The 20626-nt window shown below is 57.6% G+C and carries 18 protein-coding genes and 2 pseudogenes; 11 read left to right on the plus strand and 9 right to left on the minus strand.

Translation table 11 applies throughout. The features are described from left to right. Positions 1-3: 3 nt before the first annotated feature. A complete protein-coding gene (locus HTUR_RS20220; RefSeq protein WP_187291493.1) occupies positions 4-1152 on the minus strand; it encodes an NADH-ubiquinone oxidoreductase-F iron-sulfur binding region domain-containing protein in 1149 nt (382 codons plus the stop codon). 567 nt (positions 1153-1719) lie between these two features. Between HTUR_RS20220 and HTUR_RS25795 the strand changes: the two are divergent. After that, a pseudogene (locus tag HTUR_RS25795) lies at positions 1720-2396 on the plus strand (IS6 family transposase). A gap of 203 nt (positions 2397-2599) precedes the next feature. Here the strand turns inward: HTUR_RS25795 and HTUR_RS20230 are convergent. Continuing rightward, positions 2600-2797: a hypothetical protein gene (locus HTUR_RS20230; protein ID WP_012945194.1), complete on the minus strand. Its 198-nt coding sequence runs from the start codon at positions 2795-2797 to the stop codon at positions 2600-2602. Between the two features lie 421 nt (positions 2798-3218). Next, positions 3219-4328: a Gfo/Idh/MocA family protein gene (locus HTUR_RS20235; RefSeq protein WP_012945195.1), complete on the minus strand. Its 1110-nt coding sequence runs from the start codon at positions 4326-4328 to the stop codon at positions 3219-3221. A gap of 708 nt (positions 4329-5036) precedes the next feature. On the opposite strand from HTUR_RS20235, the gene HTUR_RS28480 reads away from it, so the two are divergent. Beyond that, on the plus strand, positions 5037-5168 hold the full coding sequence (locus HTUR_RS28480; protein ID WP_264183116.1) for a hypothetical protein: 132 nt from the start codon (positions 5037-5039) through the stop codon (positions 5166-5168). Between the two features lie 1243 nt (positions 5169-6411). On the opposite strand, the gene HTUR_RS20240 is transcribed toward HTUR_RS28480, so the two are convergent. After that, positions 6412-8379, minus strand: a complete 1968-nt coding sequence (locus HTUR_RS20240; RefSeq protein ID WP_012945196.1) for an archaea-specific SMC-related protein — start codon at positions 8377-8379, stop codon at positions 6412-6414. A gap of 144 nt (positions 8380-8523) precedes the next feature. Between HTUR_RS20240 and HTUR_RS25805 the strand changes: the two are divergent. Beyond that, positions 8524-9203 (plus strand): annotated as a pseudogene (locus HTUR_RS25805) (IS6 family transposase). Positions 9204-9243: 40 nt separating this feature from the next. Here HTUR_RS25805 and HTUR_RS20245 read toward each other — a convergent pair. The 5 genes from HTUR_RS20245 to HTUR_RS20260 all read right to left on the minus strand — a co-directional run bounded on the left by HTUR_RS20245 (position 9244) and on the right by HTUR_RS20260 (position 12321). Then, the gene (locus HTUR_RS20245) at positions 9244-9993 is read right to left on the minus strand and encodes an SDR family NAD(P)-dependent oxidoreductase (RefSeq protein WP_012945197.1); all 750 of its coding nucleotides are present in this window, start codon (positions 9991-9993) and stop codon (positions 9244-9246) included. After that, a complete protein-coding gene (locus HTUR_RS25810) occupies positions 9986-10207 on the minus strand; it encodes a 3-oxoacyl-ACP synthase II (protein ID WP_012945198.1) in 222 nt (73 codons plus the stop codon). The genes HTUR_RS20245 and HTUR_RS25810 overlap by 8 nt, the downstream gene beginning before the upstream one ends. A 3-nt stretch (positions 10208-10210) precedes the next feature. Then, the gene (locus HTUR_RS20250; protein ID WP_012945199.1) at positions 10211-10444 is read right to left on the minus strand and encodes a hypothetical protein; all 234 of its coding nucleotides are present in this window, start codon (positions 10442-10444) and stop codon (positions 10211-10213) included. Positions 10445-10511: 67 nt separating this feature from the next. Continuing rightward, positions 10512-11453: a quinone oxidoreductase family protein gene (locus HTUR_RS20255; protein ID WP_012945200.1), complete on the minus strand. Its 942-nt coding sequence runs from the start codon at positions 11451-11453 to the stop codon at positions 10512-10514. 1 nt (position 11454) lies between these two features. Further along, on the minus strand, positions 11455-12321 hold the full coding sequence (locus tag HTUR_RS20260) for a ribonucleotide-diphosphate reductase subunit beta (RefSeq protein WP_187291494.1): 867 nt from the start codon (positions 12319-12321) through the stop codon (positions 11455-11457). Between the two features lie 607 nt (positions 12322-12928). Between HTUR_RS20260 and HTUR_RS20265 the strand changes: the two genes are divergently transcribed. The 8 genes from HTUR_RS20265 to gcvT all read left to right on the plus strand — a co-directional run bounded on the left by HTUR_RS20265 (position 12929) and on the right by gcvT (position 20616). Next, positions 12929-13234, plus strand: a complete 306-nt coding sequence (locus tag HTUR_RS20265; protein ID WP_012945202.1) for a hypothetical protein — start codon at positions 12929-12931, stop codon at positions 13232-13234. Between the two features lie 444 nt (positions 13235-13678). Next, on the plus strand, positions 13679-13924 hold the full coding sequence (locus tag HTUR_RS20270) for an acyl carrier protein (RefSeq protein WP_012945203.1): 246 nt from the start codon (positions 13679-13681) through the stop codon (positions 13922-13924). 2 nt (positions 13925-13926) lie between these two features. Beyond that, positions 13927-15144: a beta-ketoacyl-[acyl-carrier-protein] synthase family protein gene (locus tag HTUR_RS20275; RefSeq protein ID WP_012945204.1), complete on the plus strand. Its 1218-nt coding sequence runs from the start codon at positions 13927-13929 to the stop codon at positions 15142-15144. Beyond that, a complete protein-coding gene (locus HTUR_RS20280; protein WP_012945205.1) occupies positions 15141-15686 on the plus strand; it encodes a holo-ACP synthase in 546 nt (181 codons plus the stop codon). The genes HTUR_RS20275 and HTUR_RS20280 overlap by 4 nt, the downstream gene beginning before the upstream one ends. A 22-nt stretch (positions 15687-15708) precedes the next feature. Next, entirely contained in the window at positions 15709-16656 is a 948-nt protein-coding gene (locus HTUR_RS20285) for an ACP S-malonyltransferase (protein WP_012945206.1), read from the plus strand. Between the two features lie 449 nt (positions 16657-17105). Next, positions 17106-17864: an IclR family transcriptional regulator gene (locus HTUR_RS20290; RefSeq protein WP_049941976.1), complete on the plus strand. Its 759-nt coding sequence runs from the start codon at positions 17106-17108 to the stop codon at positions 17862-17864. 366 nt (positions 17865-18230) lie between these two features. Then, entirely contained in the window at positions 18231-19457 is a 1227-nt protein-coding gene (gene ilvA, locus HTUR_RS20295; protein WP_012945208.1) for a threonine ammonia-lyase, read from the plus strand. A gap of 58 nt (positions 19458-19515) precedes the next feature. Continuing rightward, on the plus strand, positions 19516-20616 hold the full coding sequence (gene gcvT, locus HTUR_RS20300; protein ID WP_012945209.1) for a glycine cleavage system aminomethyltransferase GcvT: 1101 nt from the start codon (positions 19516-19518) through the stop codon (positions 20614-20616). Positions 20617-20626: the final 10 nt, after the last annotated feature.

A 20626-nucleotide genomic window follows, 5' to 3' on the forward strand; every position in this document is an offset into this window, starting at 1 on the left:
AGGTTAGGCCTCCAGTGGCTCGAGACAGGTTCCCGCGGGACAGCGACCCTCTGCGTGCGCCTCGAACTCCGATGTGAACGCTTCGATGGCGGTCCGGGCGGGTCGACCTGCCCGCTCACCGAACGCGCAGATGCTTGAACTAGCCATCACACGACCCAGTTCATCAATGGCTTGAGCGTCGAAATCGCCGTCGTAGACGTTCCGGAGCAACAACGTCAACTGCGCCGTTCCCTCCCGACATGGCACGCATCGGCCGCAGTTCTCCTCGGCAGCGAAGCTCGCACGCTGGCCGACGAACTCGACCAGACACTGGGCGTCAGAGAGGACATCGACGATTCCATCGGTTCCGAGGTCGGCGTTATCGAGGGCTTCTAATCCAATCTCGACATCAAGGTCACGGGTGATCCCGCCGAATCGGCCGCCGACGCAAGCGGCCTTGAACGATCCATCAACACCGACAGTATTGACTAGTTCCGACAGCTTACGTGTCTCCGAGAGCTCCACCGTCGCAACGGCGTCGACATCGCCGCGGACGGTCATCACGCGCGTTTGTTCTTCAATGCCTTCGCGCAGGCCCACGGCGAGGTGTGCAAGCGTCCGCGGCGTATGAACGAGCGTCGGCCGACCGTCGAGCCCCAGGCGTTCTGGTCCTGGAGGTCGGAGGCGAGCTTCCAGTCGGTGGTTCCCCTCTATGGCTTCGATCGCCATCGTCGGCTCGGCTGCCCGGTACTCCTTGGGACCGGTGACGACCTCCATCGGGGCTGCGGGATCCGGGTAGGTGTCGACTGCTGAACTAGCTGTCTTGACCGCAGTATCGTCCTCCGACGACGCGTAGACGACGATTCGGTCGGCGGCGACGGTGTTCGCAAGAACCGACGCGCCGTCAAGGACCTCAAACGGCGCGCTGGAAAGCAAAAGCGTGTCAGCGGGTGATCCGTGACCGTTCACCACGACAACCGGATCGCCATCTGTCGCGCGGGCTGTTCGCCACGTCTCGGCGAGAGAGTCGTCCTGACAGAGATCTTCCCACCCGCGACCGTTCAGGGAGCTGCCGACATTCAATACCGTTTCCGCATCACTCGGAGCGAATCCGCCGGCGGCCTTGTGGTCTGCGACGCTCGTCGGACGTCGCCAGCCGCACGCCCCGAGCACGCGTCGATCGCCAGTTCGCAGTCCCGATAACGGTGCGGTCGGCAGTCGGTTTCGATCCGGAGCGTGCGAAACGACGGCATCTGGGTCTGCACCGTCGATATCCCCAGTTTTCTCGACGCTCGCTGTGATCGACTCGAGATCGGCTGTCGAACAGCGTATATAAAACGCAGTCCGGCCTGCGGCTGTTACTGCGATAAGCGGTTCGAGTGCGGGCACTCCAGTTGGGCCGACGTTGACGATCGAACCGTCGAATCCAGCGGTGGACGGAGAGGGATCACCGTCTGGATCGCCGGAAGCGACCCGGATAACTCGATGGTCGCCCGTTGTGATGGCTGTCATTTGCTTTGTTCTTGGTAGCCCATTGTCGTTCTGTATGATAAATCACTGGGGTGTGAAGAGCGTTTGTTAACCATACATGGTTTCATAATACGTACTAGAACATAAATAGTTTGGATATTGTAACCTATACCGGTATCCATATAAGATATATTATTATACGGTTGCGTAGGCACGGTTTAGTTGAGTCTGTTTGAGAAGTGAGCAGGTCGTTGAGTTTCTTGTCCAAAGATTCTCGCAGACCTGCTCAGCGAGAGCTATGCGGCGGATTTAGAAGAATCGTGGGAGAACGAGCGGACGGCGACGCCCGTCAGGGCGTTCGCCGTCCGCCTCCACGAAACTGGCTGTTCGCTTCGGGAGACAACAACTATTTTAGCTGAATTAAGCGTTGAACGCTCTCATGGGGCGGTTTGGAGTTGGGTACATCGGTTGGCTGATAGTAATTCCGACCCGCCGACGGCGAAGCCGTCAAGGGTCGCGGTTGACGAGACTGCTGTCAAAATCAATGGCGAATGGTCTTGGTTATACGCTGCAATAGACATCGAGACAATGTTGATTCTCGATGTCTCGCTGTTTGGTCGGCACGGCACTGATCCGGCGGCTGCGTTTCTGCATCAACTCAACGAGAAACATGATCTTTCGGAGGCTACGTTTCTCGTCGATCGATTTGGCCATCGGACTGCCCTCTCTCGATTGGGATTGAACGGTCAGGTTAACTATACCGAGCGAAACCTGATCGAAACGTGGTTTCATACTCTCAAAATGCGGATCGACCGCTTCCGTAACTCGTGGGTGGGCAGTCGGTCGAGCGTCCGCGAGTGGCTTGAACAGTTTGTGCATACTATAACCGTCAGAGACCACACCAAGCTCTCGGTGGAAAGACGCCGATTGAGGTGGTGCAGAACTAGACAGTGCCAGTTGCCCTTCTGCAGAAGTGGTGAAGAGAACACAAACTCTTGAGGGGATAGGGATCTATCTCTGATGAGCAGCCACGCTACGTACGGTGACTTAGCTACCTCCGTTGCGGTATTCAAAATTAACTTCTACAGACCGTCGACACCGAGAGCTCGGTCGAACTCAGGAGTGTCCTTTGGATCAGGCCCATCTGGCGTCATCGGTCGAGCACCTTGACGTCGGGATTCGAACCGGCTGGACCAGCGACCGCTTCCGCACGCTCGAGTTCGCGGAGTTCTCGTTGAGTCTGCCGTTCGAGGGCGATTGCCCGATAGCAGCGGTTGATTCTCTTGTTCTCGACGACGTCGTCACTGAGCGCAAACCGTTTGCCACGGTGGTCGATCTGCTCGAACATCAGGGTGCAGCCTCCTGAGCCACGTCTCGAGCGTCCGCCTGTCAGTGTTCGTACCAGACCTCACAGCTGTCCGAGCAGAAGCGGCCAGTGTATCCTGTCTGATCGCGAGCGAGTGCCGAACATTCGGCACCCGACACGCGTTGTGGGTGGTCATCTGACGATACCTCGCTCCCGGAATTGAGTCGTCTCCGCGTCTGGCGACGCTGTCGCTACATCAGTTGTTCACATGGATTGCTGTAGCGGGCGTCAGTCGAGCCCCCGAACCCTCTCTGGGGCGACAAACTATCTCAAACGAACTACCGGTGTAACTCGCAGTTTAGCAGTAGATAGTGGAACAGATGCTTTATCTAGAACGGTCTCTGAATAAGATCGCCCGATTCGGTAACGACAGATGCACGTAGCACCGGAAAATCAACTATAATCAGTCGAGTTGTACCATCTGTTTGTTCGAGGCCTCCGTAAGCTGGATCGTCCGATCCGACTCGCTCGAGCGGTAGATCGCGTCGATCACACGCTGGACGGTCAAGGCCTCCTCAATCGTGTTCGTCTCCGGGACACCTGCCGTTGCGATCGCCTCGAGAAACCGTCCGTCTTGCTCGCCGTAGCCAGTCACAGTGGAGTCACCGTTCAGATTGACGTCAGCGTAATGATCACAACCGGCCGTTCCAGCTTCGAGAATTTGCAGATCCGTATCGCCGATGGTGAACTGAGCCCCTGACTGCGTGCCGCGGATGCGGAAGTCCATGCTCTCTTCACGGTTGGCCGCCCAGGCGGCCTCGAGCGAGATGGTCTGACCGTCGGCACAGCGGATAAAGGCGCTGACGGAGTCGTCGACCTCGTAGGTCTCGCTCTCGGCGTCCCAGTTGTCGCCGAAGCCCTCGGGGTCGGCGTACTCCTCGCTGGTGCCGAACGCAGTTCGTGTGACACCGCTCACTTCGACGACCTCAGGGAAGTCCAGCGCGTAGAGCGCGAGATCGAGCGCGTGGACCCCGATATCGAGCAGGGCTCCGCCGCCGGCGAGTTCGGGACTGGTGAACCAGGATCCGGGGCCGGGGACGCCGCGTCGGCGCACGTAATTGGCTTCAACGTGGGTGAGCTCGCCAAAGCGGCCACTCGCGTGCTGTTCGTCGAACATGGCCATCGACGCGGCGTGGCGATTGTGAAAGCCGACCATACAGATGCCGTCTTCCCGGGCCGCTGCCTCGGCGATCCGTTCGGCACTTTCCAGCGTGTGTGCGAGCGGTTTCTCGACGAGAACGTGACAGCCAGCCTCGAGGGCTGTGACGGCGATCGGTTCGTGAAACCGGTTGGGAGTCGTCACGATGACTGCGTCGACCGCCCCGTCAGTAACGAGTTCTTCGTGGGTCTCATACGTCCGTGCACCGAACTTGTCTGCGAATTGATTGCGCTGTTCCGAGACGAGGTCTGCGCCAGCGACGATAGTAGCGCCGAGTTCCTGTACGCTTCGAGCATGGAGATTGCCCATACCGCCGAGGCCGACGATTCCGATCCCAATCCCGTCGCCGATCATGGCCACACCTCCGATTTCGTCGCACCAGCGATGGAAGCGCACTGGAAAACAAGCCATTTCGACAGTATTTGTTCCCATTCCTGTTCGAGGGAGAACGCGATCAGCGGTCGAAAGAAGGGTAGTGATTGGTTCACCATACTCACTACTAAGCACTACGTGCTTGTGAGTTAGCCCGGTCAGTGGCTCCGGGTTTTAAATAGCACCCTCTCTCGACGCCGAGTAATACCTGCAGATTCTCCACTGAACGCGAGTTTCACAGCTAGCACTGAATAAAGAAAGCGTGCTACTGTCTACTGTTATAAGCGGTACTGTTCAGTCGGCGTTCGCTTCGCTGGGTTCGTCTGCGAACTCTGGTAGCGGACGGAACTCTGATCCCCCACAGGACGCACATTCCTTCCGATTCCCAATCGGACAGATACCGCCGTCTGACATTTCAAAAGAAGAATACACCGATCCACAGTCATCACAAGCCGCCACGAGTCGCCTATGTTCTCCGCCTCTCGTTTCCTCTGAGTTCGAGAACAGCCCCGAAAAGCATTCCGTGAGGCCAAGCGGAGTAACTCGCCTGCTTGTCACAGCAGTAACAACAGGTAGTCGATCACTTCAGCCGGATAGTGACCGAGATCAGTCAGGAAATCCAACGCGAAATAAAGGAAGGACTCCTGATGTCGAGTGAAGCCTCGAGCAGTTCGAAGGAGGTGTATCAACGTGACTGAGGAGACGTTCGTCATCGTCGGCTGCGGCGACAACAAGCGCCGATACAGGACTATCTTTATCGAACTTGCCAACTTGACGGAGCGGTTCGACGCCCTATCTCCGTATGATGACCCATCACGGTGAACTCAATTACCTACGAAAGGGGTATTGTCGGCCCAATTCCCCCTCGAGTAGTGACCACGGATGGTGGTGGGTCTGACCTGCCTTCGGGAGTTATGGGACCGCTCCGAAGACAGGTCGACCAATCTTTGCTAACCATTCACATAGTGGTTGGGGCTACTCTTCGCATGGTGGCTTTGTAAGGGGAGTTCTTCTCGAGCAGAGAAACCTGCTCATCTCAAATTGGTGATTAGGACGCAGAGACGGGGATGCTGGGAGCACGACGGAAGGCAGTCTGGAACCGGTCTCTCAGCGAACCACCCAGACAATTACCCTTCAACACCATCCCCGTCACATAGGACTACCACGCCCTAATCGTTCATAGTTGGCACGCCACACCCATGACTATAGATGCTCTCTCTCTTTAAGTGGTTCTGGGCACAAGGTCATGCTATAGCAGGGAGTCGTTCTCACCCAGGTTCTACGGTCGGTAGTCGCAACTCTCCGACCGGCGTCCTCGAGTAGCAGGACTGATTTTCAACTGAGTTTTAGTTCAGAGTGGTTTATATGCTCTAATACGCTAGTTTGACAACGTACCTGTCATGACAGCAGGGGAGTGTACCGAGTCGGTTTCTCCTGTGCTGATCGCGCCTAATTAATACAAATATGGCTTCGACTTACCTCTGTGAGTGGAGACGCTATTAGGCGATGAGAATTTTGTTCTTTCCCCTCAAATTTCTAACCTTCTACTCAGGAATCCATTCTGACTAAAACGAGAGAGTTCATATATCTCTATGTAGTTTAAAGGGCGTCCTCAAGCGGCTGAAGACTGACTCAATCGCGCGTGCAACGTTCGGCGCGATCTGGACTAGCTTCGCGGTATGCGTGCGAGTTCGTCAACTGCAATCAGAGCTCTCCTCACGCTCGCTACCAGCGAGTAGCCTGTCTTCCTGACGTTCAATCTCTCGCCGCTTTGCGAGACGCTTCGAACCGGGCTCCGAAGTGAATACGGATTGACCAGATACCAAAATAGAGGACTTTATCGACGATCCGACCGGCTGAACGTGTTCGAAGCGCTCCGTGAGTGCAGGTTGATGCCACCGTCGATCATGACTGTAGTGTGCTGACGTGGACGCCTAGCTGTGCCATTCGTGAAATTTTGACAACCTACATTCAGATATATGAACGTGATGAGATGCAAGTCAGTACCGTTGCGAAGAAAACGGATTCACAAACATCTCCGAAACACGATACGGTACGATTACCGTCAGATCTCCGTGATTTGGGTGTCCTCGTCGACCGCCTGGGCGTCCTCGTGCAGCAGCGCCACGACGAGATAGGGCACGTGGGACTCGAAGTACTCGAGCAGCGTCGCAATCCGTTCGGCATCGATCGCCTCGAGAGAGTCGAGTAGCATGAACGGCAGCGTCTCGTAGACGTCGTGGACGAGGTACCCCGCGAGCGCGAACACGAGGCCGATTATTTCGCGTTCGCTCTCGCTCAAGTGCGTGATCGTGTCCTCGTAGGCCGCACCGGAGTCGGTGCTCCGCACGATTTTGAGATCGAACGACGACTTGGTGACTTTCCGGCGGCCCTCGCGGACCTCCTGCGTGGTGCGGTCGATCCAAATCCGGTCGAGGTTTTCGTACTCGAGGATCTCGAGGAGGTTCTCCATGTGCTCGTTGAAGCTCTCCACGGCGGTCTCCTCGATCTGGTCGATCCGCGTCCGGAGATCCGTCAGTTCGTCGGTGACGTCCTCGCGGCGGGCCTCGAGCGTCGATCGCTCCTCAAGCCGCTCCTCGATCGATGCGATTTCGTCGGTAATCTCGTCGCGTTCCCGTTCCTTACGCTCGAGTTCGAACTCGAGCTGGTTGACTTCCTTTTGTTGGTCGAGCACGTCGCTCTGGTCGGGACTCTCGAGGTCGTCAATTTCGGCCTCGAGGTCGTCGATCTCGGTGGTGAGTTCCTCGCGGTCGGCGGTCAGATCGTCGATCCGGTCGTGGCGACGCTCGATCTCGTCGTCGATCGAATCGAGGCGCCGCTGGGTCTGGCGGTACTCGGTGCGATTTTCGTTGATCTTCGACAGCGTCTCCCGGCGCTCCTCGAGTTCGGAACTGATCTCTGAGCGCTCTTCGAGACGTTCCTTGCGGACTTTCTGGAGCTGGTCGACGGTGGTTTCGATCTGTTCCCGGGCGACCGACGAGCCGCAGGTCCAGCAGGTGACCGTCTCCTCCTCGGCGACCAGTTGATCGGTGATCGAGCCGTCGCTCTCAGTGTCGGTACCGCCGTCGGTTTCCGGCAGGACCGACTCACCCTCCTCGAGGAGTTGGTTATTGAACTGGATGGTGCTTTGGAGCTGGGAGATCTCACCGGAGAGTTCGGCCTTTTCCTCCTGGAGCGTCTCGATTTCTGCCTCAATGCGACCGATGTCGTCGTCGTCGCCCGTCGAGAGCGACTCGAGTCGTTCCTGAACCTCCTCTCGTTCGTCCTCGAGGGCATCGATGCTCTCGCGCTCGGTCTCGATGCGCTCGCGGACACGGTCGAGTTCCGAGCGCGTCTCGCGGAGGTCCTCGAGTCGCTCCTCGAGTTCGGACTGCTCCTCGCGTCGTTCGTCGACGTCGACGTTGGCCTCCTCGAGTTCCGCTTGCGCAGTCTCGAGTTCGTCCTCCAACGATTCGATCTCGTCGCTGACGCGCTTGCGCTTTGCCTCGAGATCGGGGAGCCGTGTTTCGAGTTGCTCGAGTTCCTCGAGTTGATCGTCGATTTCGCGTTTGCGCCCCTCGAGACGTTCGATTTCGGCCTGAATTTCGTCGGTATCGACGGGCCGCATGATCAGTTCCTGGAGGTCGTCACCGCGGGCGACAGCCTGTCTCGCCTCGTTCGTCTCGAGCAGGAACGCGAACAGGTCCGCGAGTTCGGGGTCCTTGAGGTAGGGGTCGCCGTCAGTGACGACCGTGCCGTTGCGCCGCTCGAGCGTTCGTCGATAGATTTCGTCACCGAACTCGAGCGCTGCGTGGCCCTCGTCGGCGTCGGCTTTGAGACTGACGCGTTCGCTCCCAAGTGCCGCCATAAGTCCCTGAAGGAGTGACGTCCGATTCGTCGCGTTCCGACCGGCGAGTATCGTCACTCCATTTTGGAACGTCACCTCTGTTTCGTCGATTCCACCGATATTAGTGACTGAAAGCGTCGTACTCCTCGACACGTCCTGTTTCTCTTCGTTCGATTCGTTCATCATACATCGTGTGTCTCACTCAACTATATAGACATTTCCAATTTTATCCTACAAATAATTACCATTCCAGCACGTGATATTACTGAAATCAAGACGCTGTCTAGCTAAGCCAGTTTGAGAAGTGAGTCGGCCGTAAAGTTATATTAATTGCCACTCATAAATTTGCTCGGCGAGAGCTATGAGAAGGATTTAGAAGAATCTCGAGAGAACGAACGGACAGCGAACGCCCCAATGGGCGTCGCTGTCCGCCTCTACCAGACTGACTGTTCGTTTCGGAGATGACAACAATTCTCGATTAATTAGGCGTTGAGAACTCTCACAGTGCGGTTTGGAACGGAATACATCGGCTGGGTGACAACGAACGCGACCCACTGACAGCTGTGCCGTTGGCGGGTCGCTGTCGACGAAACCGCTGTCAAGATTAGCGGTGAGTGGTCTTGGCTATACGCTGCAATAGACACCGAGACAACGTTGATTTTCGGCGTTACATTGTTCAGTCGATATGGCACTAATCAGGCGGTTGCGTTTCTGTAGAAACTCCGCGAGAAACACCATCTCTTCGATGCTTAATTTCTCCCGATCAGTTTGGCTATCGGACTACCCTCTCTCGAGTAGGAGTAAATAGTCAGTTCAACTGCGTCGAGAGAAAGCTGATCGAAAAGTGGTTTTACGCCCTCAAAATGCGAAGCGATCGCTTCCATAATTCATGGATGGGCAGTCGATCGAGCGTCCGAGAGTGCCTTGAACAGTTCGAACATTACTACGACCACCGAAGACCGCATCGATCTCTTGACGAGAAAGTACTAGTAATGGAGATGCAGAACTAAACGGTGCTGTCAGGAGCAATAAGGTGGTCTTACTGATCCATCAACTAATAAACCCGTCGTCGACGCGATACACTGCGCCGTTGACGTAGGACGCCTCTTCGCTCGCGAGGAACGCAATTACGTCCGCAACCTCCGCGGGATCAGCGGCTCGTCCAGATGCGATCCGGTCGTCGGTCACTTCGCCATCATCGATGTGTTCCTCGTACAGCTGGGTATCGACGTATCCTGGCGCGACTGCGTTTACCCGGATTGATCGATCACCGAGTTCACGGGCGACTGCCCGCGTGAGCCCAATCAGACCGGCCTTGCTCGCGGCGTAATTCGCCTGCCCCGTCCACCCGCTGAGCCCCGCGACGCTAGCGACGTTAACGATTCGCCCGCCTTCGCCGCGGAGCATCCGCCGGGCTGCCTCGCGGGTACAGTAGAACGCCCCCGTCAAGTTGGTCTCGAGGACCGATGACCATTGCTCGGGACCCATCCGAACGACTAATCCGTTGTCCATTCGTCCGGCGTTGTTGACTAGCACCGTCGGACGGCCGTGTTCGTCCGTGATTCGCTCGAAAGCCTCGATGACCGACTCGAAGTCGCTCACGTCGAACTGTTTGACTGCGGTCGGTGCGTCGTAGGAATCGAGGGTAGCCGCGGCGTCCGCCGCAGCCTCCTCGTTCGAGTGGTAGGTAACGATTGTCCGTGCTCCGCCGGCCGCGAGGCGTTCGGCGGTCGCTAATCCGATCCCGCGGGTACCGCCGGTGACGACTGCGACCTCACCCGCGAAACGACCCTCACTCATCGGGGGACACCTCCGATGTCGTGTCCCATGGGATAGGCGGTGCCTCGTCGACTTCACAGGCAATCGTCGTTCGCAGCCCTGCTTCTTCGAGGGTAAACCGGGTGATACGGCTGCCACCACGTTCTTCACTATAGAGTCTGTCCTGGGTTTCGGTTCCTATGGTTCCGAGAGGCATCACGGCGCCGAGACCGGTAATCGCGACTTCTCGTTCCATCAGTCACGCTCGCCTGACGACGTCCGCCTTGAGTTCTCCGACAGCCTTCAGATTAGCCAGATCGTCGGGAACGTGGATCTCTACGGTCGCTTCGATGGCCTCGGTGGGCTCTACGGTGTCCAATGACACGACACCGAAATCCTCTACGAAGTGCGTCCTGTCGCCAGATCTCTCCCACTCCAGCGAGAGTCGATCGGCGACGACCTCGTTATCTGTTGATTCGACTTCGGTTGACATACCTATATTGTCTCCGTATATGGCCAAAAATGTTACTTTACATGGTAGATCGGAAACTGATCCTCGATTACGGAACTAGCACCAGCTTGCCGCGGCTCTCTCGCTGCTGGAGGCGTCGATGTGCCTCGCTTGCCCGAGAGAAGGGGATCGTGTCTCCGACGACGACCTCGATAGAGCTATCAGAAACGGAATCAACCAGTTCCGGGATGGCCGAGAGCACCTGTTCGGGTGCGCGTTCGAGCGCCTCTTCGAGGTGATACCCGATGACCGACTTATTCTGAAAGAATAATCGCGGCGTCGCAACCGTCGGGACGCGACCGCTGGCCATCCCGTACGTGACGATGCGCCCGCCAGGGACGAGCGCCTCGACAGCATCAGTAAACGTCCTGCCGCCGACGCCGTCTAGCGCGAGGTCGACCGATACGCCGTCGATCGCCGAGTATTCAATGGCTCGGTTCGCGCCGAGATCGCGGACGAGATCGCGCTTCTCTTCGCTGCTCGCCGCCGCGATGACTGTCGCTCCGGCGGTAGCCGCAAGCTGGACTGCTGCCGTTCCGACGCCGCCCGCACCAGCGGTGATCAGCACGCGCTCGCCGGACCGCAACCCGCCCCATTCAAACAGCACGTTGTGTGCAGTCAACCACTGAACTGGAAGCGCAGTTCCCGAAGCGAACGAGAGCCTTTCAGGGTATGGGACGATCGCGTCGGTTGAAACGACCGTATACTCGGCGTATCCCCCGCTGGACGTGAGTGCTGCAACGCGATCGCCGGCTGCGAGGTCGGTACCAGATCCTGTCGCCTCGACAACGCCAGCAACCTCCATCCCTGGACGGTACGGTGGAGTCGGTCCGTCAGGATAATTTCCTCGTCGCTTCTCGATGTCAGCGAAATTAACTCCTGCTGCGCGAACATCGATCCGGACCTCCCCGTCATCGGGATCGGGAATCTCGACATCAACGAGCTCCAAGACCTCCGGACCACCGTACTCAGGAACATGAATTGCGTCCATACTATGTCCTCTTGGATGGTACGACTCCGACCTGTTCAAGCCGCCGGTCGCGCGCTGTGTCGATCCTGTTGAGTATCCCATTTCGGTCCGCACCTATGCTGCCATCGCGGACCATCTGGTCGATCGTCGTCTCAACTAGTGGCACGAGTTCGTCTATCGTTTCAACAATCGTCTCCGGGTCAACGCCTTTGTCGACTAGCTTGCGAACCTTCGTCACGCCGAAGCTGACGTGCCGTCCCTCGTCGCGACGGAGGTACCTGAACCCGTTCACTAGACCTGGAAGTTCGGGGACTGCTTCGAGTTCTCCACTATATCGTGTTTCGACCCACCTGTAGGCGGTCTGAGCGAGGATTCCTTCGACTGTGAGGTGATAGTGACAGAACGCCCGAGCACGAGTTTCGGAGGTGTCCCGTTCTAAGAGTCGGGCCATCGCATTGGACGTTCGGTCGAACAGCTCCCGATAGTCGTCGTGACTCCATCGGTCAGCCATGGGTTCAGTCGGGATGAGGCCGCGTGATTCCTCCTCCGGCCGGATAACTCTCTTCCAGTATCGATCGAACAGTTCCGTATGTCGGGCTTCGTCGTATAGCTGTGTGGCGATATAGCGCTGCTCATCGGAGCCGTCAAGGACGACTGCCAACGGTGCGAGGTCCGTGGTTACGGCCCGTTCGCCCGCTCCGAATTGTGCGAGCAGCCCGCGTAATCGAGTGAACTCAACACGAGATAACTCACTGACTGCCTCTTGATCCGCCCTAACGTCGATCGCTGCCGGGTCCCAATGGTATTCGATTGCCGAGCGGACAAGCCGTTTGGGGTGCTCGTTCAAGCCCGATGATTCTAGAGGTGAGACGGGGGATTCCTCGGACATGTCTCTACACTCGAGAACTGTCATCAAATATGCTGTGTTCACAGCCCGTGGGAAGCCAAGGAGAGGTCCTTCCTAATTCAAGAGGATGCACCGACATAGGAGAGCGGGTTAGTCGAAATCGAGTGTGATAGGATGAAACCAATTTCAGTTTCAAAGCGTCTCTGGCGGAGGCCGTTTTCACCCCGAAGTCTCGCCGAAACCGCTCGCACATCGAGGCGGGTGATCGCCGGTACCGTGAGATAGGCGACCGAGATGAAAAGCCGGTGGCATCGAAAGATCGGACGTTACCAACAGCTCTGAGCACGTAGTTCACTCGAACTATCGGACAGCAGTGACTGTATCTCAGGGAGTGCATGGCCTACGTAGTCGAGATACATCGTCACGTGTCCGTCGAAAAACGCGCGCGTCTCTCACTATTTTCGCATTGTGTCTTCGTCTCGTCGTCGCGATCACCAATATGAACGGAGAGATAACCCAGGCAGCACCGTCAGCACGGTGTGACGAGACTTCCGTGATACCCTCTACAGAGCGGGAAGTCTCACCTCAGTACTGGTTAAAATCACCGCCACCCCGTGGAGTTTTCTCCGAGTACACGGAATAACGATCGATGGCCGCTAATGAACAGCAAGTAAAGCGGTATCAATTTGCTTCGAGTATCGATCTCAGTGCCGCATTCTCGGTGTTGGACATCGAATATCTGACTGTTACTGAGAGTCGTGCCATTACGATCTACATCCGGTCCGTCCTCAACATCGAAACGGTAGAGGGGGATCTGGAGAACGCACGTATCCTCGACGTGGAGGTGCTAGATCGCTCCTCGAGAGTCGGAAGCGACGATCCGAACGATCTCGTCGAAACGATGGTAGCTCAGATCAGCGACGTCGTAGGTGTTGACTTCCGAGAAATCTCGTAGGCAAGCTATCGACCGATTTTGACTGGTACTCACGCCCTCACTTCGCATCGTGATGTTGGACTGGAATCAGTATTTCACTCAGCCCCGAAATATCAGAATACGGTCTTCGGTGTGAACTGGCGTGCGCTTCTCGAGGAACTCGACGAACCGTTAGCAGGTGCAGAACTCGTTACGCCATCGTCACGCAGGCGGTTGTAAGACGGACAGGAACACCGTATCGTCCTCGAAATCAAAGGCGACGACGAGAAACAGCAACTCTAACGTGGGCAACGTTCCCGGACCTGCCCATCACTCGCTCACTTGCCCTGACCGAAGCAAGAGTGGCCTCTGACGGACTGATGAATCGGGCGACCGTCAGAAAAGTCATCCTCGAGCCGTGAGGGGGTCTCGCTGTCGCCGACGATAAACGAGGTTATTTTACTCGCGGATATAGAAGCACGAGACATGGTTGATACGACTGACATAGACGCGCAAATCGAAACGATCATCGCTGACAGACTACGTGTTGACCCGGACTCGTTCGACGATTCGACCGCGTTCGAGGGAGAGACGCTGAACGTCGAATCGCTCGATATCGTCGAACTCGCTGAAGCGATCGAAGCAGAACTCGGCGTCTACATCCCCGACGAGGATCTCGCGGATCTCGAGAGAGTGGGTGACCTCAAAGAGTACGTCAGAGAGCGCATCTGAGCATGGACCGAGACGTCGTCGTGACCGGCATCGGTATGGTCACACCACTCGGAATGACCGCTGACGAAACCTGGGAGGATGTGTGTGCAGGTACCACCGCCACGGGGCCAATTACGCGGTTCGATCCCGACGAAGCGGCCATTCAATCGCGGATTGCGTGCGAAATTAATGGCAGTCTGGCGGAGCAGACGAGCAATGACCGGATCGATGACCGGACGATGGGCCGGTATACCCAGTTCGCCGTTACCGCGGCCGCGGAAGCGATCGCCGATGCCGGGTTCGATCCCGATGCGCCCTCGTGGAGACCGAGTCGAATAGCTACCAGTATCGCTTCGACGTTCGGCGGGCTTTCGGAAATCGAGGCGGCCACCGGCCAGCGTCCGTCGCCACGTTTTCTCATCACCGCACTTGCAAATCTCGCGGCCGGCCACGTTAGCATGTGTTTCGACGCACGGGGTCCGAACCGATCACCTGGGACGGCCTGTGCAGCCGGTACTCACGCGATTGCCGATGCAGTCGCCGACATCCGAACGGGACGCGCTGACGTTGCGATCGCCGGGGGTACCGAGGCCCCGATCACCCCGCTCGGCGTCGCGGGATTCGACGCGATGCGGGCGCTCAGCACCCGAAATGACGTGCCGGAACGAGCAAGTCGTCCGTTCGACGCCGATCGAGACGGGTTCGTCCTCGCTGAAGGGTGTGCGATTCTCGTCCTCGAAGAGCGTAGTCGTGCGGCCGAACGTGGCGTGACACCGTATGCGGCTATTACAGGCTCCGGATTGACTGCCGATGCCCATCATCCGACACGGCCAGCGGAAGGCGGGCGTGGTCTCCAGCGGAGCCTCGAGCGCGCACTCGAGGACGCAACTCTGGAGCCAGACGCTGTCGATCACGTGAACGCACACGGAACGAGTACACCGACCGGTGACGCCCGTGAAGCCGAGGCACTCCGGTCCGTTTTCGACACCGTGCCACCAGTCGCGAGCGTCAAAGGCGCGCTCGGTCACACGCTCAGCGGTGCTGGGGCCCTCGAGAGTGCAATCGTCGCTCTGGCGATCGCCGACCGGACGATTCCACCGACGGTGAACTATGAGACACCGGATCCGGCGTGCGATCTCCCGATCGTGACCGACGCTTGCGAGACGTCTCTCGACGCCGTTGTGACCACGTCTGCGGGCTTCGGTGGGACTAACGGCGCGCTCGTCTTCGAGCAATCATGACGATGAACGAGAGAGACGACAGGAACGACGAGACGGCGTTTCAGATCGATTCTGACAGTGATTCTGCGCCACTCGATGAATCCCGGTTCGGGACTCGCCGAATCAGTGACGGTGACTTCGTCGTTCGACACGGCGTTGATCTCGTTTCGATCGAACGAATCGCTTCGCTTCTCGCGGAATTCGGCGAATCGTTCCAGTGCCGCGTGTTCACAGCGTCAGAGCGCACTTATTGTGAGAAGCAGGGAACGCCACCCCAGCACTATGCTGCACGGTGGGCGGCTAAAGAGGCGTTCTACAAAACACTCGATACCGAATCGCCTGCGATTCCGCTCGATTCGATCGAGGTTATTCGTGAACGGACAGGCCCTCAGCTCAGGCTTGAACCGCCCGCCGCCAGAGCGCTTGATGAGATGCTCGACCGAAGGAACGTCTGTCCCGAGACGACAGATATTGCTGTCAGTCTAAGCCATGACCGAAGCGCTGAGTATGCCATCGGTTCCGTGACCGTCTTCGGCGTCGAAACGGGTGCCACCGATCAATGACTCTGAGACACACTATCAGACCATGAACCAAGACGAACGAAACGCAACGCTCGCGGATACGGCGTTTATTTTCCCCGGACAGGGAAGCCAAGAATCCGGAATGGGGAAAGCGTTCTACGAGGCGTGGCCGGAGATGCAAACGGCCTTCGACCGTCTCGACAGCGCACTCGACATTGACTTATACGAACTCTGTTTTCGACGGGAGACGGAAGAACTCACGCGACCACGCAACGCTCAGCCGGCTCTCCTGGCGGCCGGATACGCGACATATGCTGGTCTCACGTCCCGGTTTGCGGTGATGCCCGCCTACGTTGCCGGCCACAGCCTAGGTCACTTCACCGCCCTCGCGGCCGCCGGCGTGGCGTCACCGACCGATCTCGTTGACGTCGTTCGTCGGCGTGGGAGATTCATGGAACGCGCCGAACGAGAGGCGGGGCCGGGGACGATGCTGGCAGTGTTGCTCGCCGACCCAGATATCGTCGCCGACGCCTGTAGAGACCGCGACGACGTGAGCGTAGCACTGTACAACGGACCGCGACAGACCGTGATCAGCGGGACTACCGAGGGAGTAGAGGCCGTTCAGGCTACACTCTCTGACTCTGCGACGGTGCGGTTCCGCGAACTCCAAGTCGGTGCGGCGTTTCATTCCCCGGTCATGGCACCCGCTGTTGACCGTCTCGAGGAGGTGTTTACGGAGATATCACTAGAGGAGGCAACGATACCGATCGTCTCGGACGTTTCGGGGAAGGTATACACTGATCCAACTGTCGCCCGTCAGGATCTCACGAGCCAGATCACGGCGTCCGTCGACTGGGTTAGCGTTGTCGAAGAATTACAACAGCGCGGCGTCACTCGCTACGTCGAGTTCCCACCGGCTGGCGTCCTTACAAGTCTCGTTGACCGTATGCACTCAGATACCGAGTGTTACACGCTCGAGACGCCCGCTGACGCACAGGAGCTGTTCACGTGATGTTCAAGTAACCCTTTCGTCGCGTCGACTCTCGCCATCGCGAAACCGACTGGCTGAACGACACTATCGCTTGATAGTTACAGTCATCGACCGATTGTATTCGATCATCACGAGAGCGATGATCGTTCCCGGGTAATACGGCTATTATCGCTGCGGTTCCCCGAATGCGGAGTCTCCGTCGGTCTGCAACGAGTTCCGCGATTATCGACTTTCCTTAATGCGGGGAACCGTTTTCAGAGATTCATTTCCTTGAGCGAAGGGAGTAGCAAGGTGACGTGCTACATTGGCGTGCTATGTCATGATAATTGGGTGCGGGTAGGATGCCTGCGTGTAATAGATGCCGTCAATTCATACGTATGCGTTATAATATCGATTCTCCAGATGGCAAATACATGCGGCTTCGGCAATGATCACGCACCTTTATGGGTGAGATTCGCCTTGCACTGTATATGCCCGATTCTGGGGACTTCGACACGCGAAAAACGACTAAAACGTCACTCGCGATCGTCGAGGCGATCAACGATTTGGACGGTGCAACACTGACCGAACTGGCTGACTACACCGGCCTCGCGACCAGTACGTTGCACACCCATCTCAAAACGCTTGAGGAAGCAGAGTACGTAACACGCAGCGGCAACACGTACAGACTCGGGCTACATCTTTTCCACATCGGGGAAAACGCTCGCCGGCGCGATCCCAGATACACCTTGGCCAGAGATAAGGCGTTCGAGCTCTCGAACGAAGTAAACGAGGAGGTGAGTTTCGCGGTCGAAGAGTACGGGCGGTCGATTATCCTATACGATGAAACGCCGGTGCCGTCGGACACTGGTTTTCAGGTCGGTCGCTACTTCCATATGCACAGTTCGGCGAGCGGAAAAGCGATGCTCGCAGCGTTCTCGACGGAACGGGTCTATGAAATCGTCGACAAGTGGGGCCTCCCAGAGTATACTGAGAATACGATCACCAACGTCGATGAGCTGTTCGACGAACTCGAGCGAGTCCGCGAGCAAGGATATGCGGTGAACCGACAGGAAGAACTCGAGGGGTTGTACTCGGTCGCGATGGTGATCAACAATCCGGACGGCTCAGTCTTCGGTTCGATGGACATCTCGGGACCCCCGTATCGTCTTCCCGAAGATAGCGAAATCGCCGCACAGTTGCGCCCCGTCGTTGGTGAACTCGAGTCGAAGCTCGAGAAGCGCGATTGATTTACATAAGTACTAGTGTAAATGCTCCAACGACGGTGGTCTCTTCGGGAGCGCGATAACTTTACGACAGTACCGATGTAATGGAACTACCAACATTCCTCTCCTTGTCTGAGAGCAGCTGTATTTCTCCAATATGGGGAATTTTCCAGTTTGGGGATCTTCATCGCGGCACGTTATCCGGTGTCTGCTGGACGATCTGCTACCGATGGAGTGCACAAACTATATTGATGATCATACCTCCTCAGAACAAGCCAGTATACGGGGAGCAGAGAGAGACGGTCTATCCGACCACTAAATATAAGAATCGACGGCCAGAGATTTAGCAACAGCGAGCGATTCCAGGAACCTCGCACCAGATCGCAAGCCATGACTGTAACTCTCACTGACATCGAGGAAGCCCGAATCCGGTTAGACGACGAATCAGCCGTTCAGCAGACCCCTATAGACACGAGTCGTTCACTCGAGGCGGAGACCGGTGCAACGGTTCTCCTCAAAATGGAGCACTTGCAGCGGACCGGATCGTTCAAAGCTCGCGGCGCGTACAACAAGCTCAGACAGGTCGCCGAATCGGATCGCGAAGCCACGAGAGCGATCGCAGCGAGCGCCGGTAACCACGCCCAAGGGGTCGCTCTCGCCGCTACGAAAACCGGTCTGGAATCGACCATCGTCATGCCCAAGAGCGCCCCACAGGCGAAGATAGACGCCACGGCCGAGTACGGGGCGAACGTCGAACTGCACGGACACGATTTTCGCGATGCGATGGCCTATGCGAAGTCGATCGTCGACGATGACAGCCTCTTCATCCACGCTTACGACGATCCGCAGATCGTCGCTGGCCAGGGGACGGTGGGTCTCGAAATCCTCGAGCAGGTCCCGGATGTCCAGACAGTTGTCGTTCCGATCGGTGGCGGAGGGTTGATCGGCGGTATCGCGACCGCTATCAAGGAGCGATCGCCGGAGACGCGCGTGATCGGAGTTCAAGCCGAAGGGGCTGCTACCGTCCCGCAGAGCCTCGACAAGGGACAACCCCAGTCCGCCGAGACGGTTCAGACCATCGCCGACGGGATCGCTACCGGTGGAATTTCCCGACTCACGTACGAGTTGATCGACGAGTACGTGGACGAGGTAGTCACCGTCTCGGACACCGAGATCTCGGAGGCCATACTGTTCCTCCTGGAGCGAACGAAACAGATGGTCGAAGCGGCGGGCGCTACGTCCGTCGCGGCGATCTGTAGCGACGAGGTCGACGTGAGAGACGAAACCGTCGTTCCGGTTCTCAGCGGGGGGAACCTCGGGTTGACGGACCTCCAGACCGTGCTCACGCACGGACTGACATACCGGGATCAGCTCGTTCGGCTGCGAGTGCGGATCACGGACAACCCCGGGAAGATGGCAGACACCTCCGAAATAATCGCGAGTCACGGCGTCAACATCCACGACGTGAGCCACGAGCGGTCGGTCAAAGAGCTGAACGTCGGGGAAGCATACCTAGACTTCCGCATCGAGACGAACGGAGCCGATCAGACGAACCGTGTTATCGATTCGCTCCGCGAGGAGGGCTATACCGTCGCTCGGGTAAGAGACGAGTGCTAGGTGCTGCCGTCCGCTCGATTGGAGAAACTTATTTACCCTCCCGTCAGAAGTAACGGATGTGCCACTAAACAAGCCCCCTCTTCACGAAGTACATCGGGGTGCGGGCGCAGATTTCACCGACTTCGGTGGCTGGGAGATGCCAGTGAAGTTCGATAGCATCCGATCTGAGCACGCCGCGGTACGCGAGTCAGTCGGTATCTTCGACGTCAGTCACATGAGCGAGGTAGTCGTCACGGGACCAGATGCCACGGCGATAATGGATCGCTTGACGACAAACGACGTCCAGACTCTCGATTCCGGGGACGCCCAGTATTCGTGTATTCTCGACGAAGAGGGCGTAATCTTGGATGATACCGTCGTGTATCGGTACCCCGACGGAGACGGCTATCTGTTCGTTCCGAACGCCGGGCACGGCGAACAGATGGCCGAGCGGTGGTCGCAATACGCCAGCGAGTTCGGACTCTCGGTGACCGTCGAAAACCAGACCGACTCGACCGGACTGGTCGCCGTGCAGGGTCCGGACAGCGTCGAAACCGTCGAAGCCGTGACGAGCGATCCCGTCGGCGAACTTTCCCAGTTCTCCTGGAGGCAAACTGAAATCGCTGCGGTGGAGTGTCACGTCGCTCGAACGGGCTATACCGGTGAAGACGGATACGAGATCTTCTTCCCGGCGTCCGACTCAGAGGCTGTTTGGGAGGCGTTCGAGGATATCCAACCGTGCGGACTCGGTGCCAGAGATACGCTTCGACTAGAGGCCGGTCTCCTTCTGTCCGGCCAGGACTTCGATCCTGAGGACGAACCACGGACTCCGCTCGAAGCGGGCCTCGGATTCGTCGTCGATCTCTCGAAGGACGAGTTCGTCGGACGGGAGACGCTACAGGACCTCGAAGAAGCGGGCGTCGAAGAGCGCATGGTCGGGATACGGATCGACGAGCGAGCTATCGCCCGTCACGGGTACTCGATACTCGCGGACGGGACGGAGATCGGGCACGTGACGAGCGGCACGATGGGCCCGACGCTGAACGTCCCGATCGCTCTGGGGTACGTCGAGACGCCCTTCGCAGAAACGGGAACCGAGATCGAAGTGGAAGTGAGAGGCGAACCCGTCGAGGCGACCGTCGTCGACCAGCGGTTCCTCGACTCACTCGAATCCAACTAACAGGAGAGAC

The organism is Haloterrigena turkmenica DSM 5511, from assembly GCF_000025325.1.
GTDB classification, from domain to species: Archaea; Halobacteriota; Halobacteria; order Halobacteriales; family Natrialbaceae; genus Haloterrigena; species Haloterrigena turkmenica.

Bases quoted from the DNA above. Each gene is read 5' to 3' on its own strand.
- ilvA (WP_012945208.1), top strand. From the start codon at position 18,231: ATGACTGTAACTCTCACTGACATCGAGGAAGCCCGAATCCGGTTAGAC.
- HTUR_RS20235 (WP_012945195.1), bottom strand. From the start codon at position 4,328: ATGATCGGCGACGGGATTGGGATCGGAATCGTCGGCCTCGGCGGTATG.
- HTUR_RS20290 (WP_049941976.1), top strand. From the start codon at position 17,106: ATGCCCGATTCTGGGGACTTCGACACGCGAAAAACGACTAAAACGTCA.
- HTUR_RS20245 (WP_012945197.1), bottom strand. From the start codon at position 9,993: ATGAGTGAGGGTCGTTTCGCGGGTGAGGTCGCAGTCGTCACCGGCGGT.
- HTUR_RS20285 (WP_012945206.1), top strand. From the start codon at position 15,709: ATGAACCAAGACGAACGAAACGCAACGCTCGCGGATACGGCGTTTATT.
- HTUR_RS20280 (WP_012945205.1), top strand. From the start codon at position 15,141: ATGACGATGAACGAGAGAGACGACAGGAACGACGAGACGGCGTTTCAG.
- HTUR_RS20265 (WP_012945202.1), top strand. From the start codon at position 12,929: ATGGCCGCTAATGAACAGCAAGTAAAGCGGTATCAATTTGCTTCGAGT.
- HTUR_RS20230 (WP_012945194.1), bottom strand. From the start codon at position 2,797: ATGTTCGAGCAGATCGACCACCGTGGCAAACGGTTTGCGCTCAGTGAC.
- HTUR_RS20275 (WP_012945204.1), top strand. From the start codon at position 13,927: ATGGACCGAGACGTCGTCGTGACCGGCATCGGTATGGTCACACCACTC.
- HTUR_RS20270 (WP_012945203.1), top strand. From the start codon at position 13,679: ATGGTTGATACGACTGACATAGACGCGCAAATCGAAACGATCATCGCT.
- HTUR_RS20250 (WP_012945199.1), bottom strand. From the start codon at position 10,444: ATGTCAACCGAAGTCGAATCAACAGATAACGAGGTCGTCGCCGATCGA.
- HTUR_RS20260 (WP_187291494.1), bottom strand. From the start codon at position 12,321: ATGTCCGAGGAATCCCCCGTCTCACCTCTAGAATCATCGGGCTTGAAC.
- HTUR_RS25810 (WP_012945198.1), bottom strand. From the start codon at position 10,207: ATGGAACGAGAAGTCGCGATTACCGGTCTCGGCGCCGTGATGCCTCTC.
- HTUR_RS20255 (WP_012945200.1), bottom strand. From the start codon at position 11,453: ATGGACGCAATTCATGTTCCTGAGTACGGTGGTCCGGAGGTCTTGGAG.
- HTUR_RS20240 (WP_012945196.1), bottom strand. From the start codon at position 8,379: ATGATGAACGAATCGAACGAAGAGAAACAGGACGTGTCGAGGAGTACG.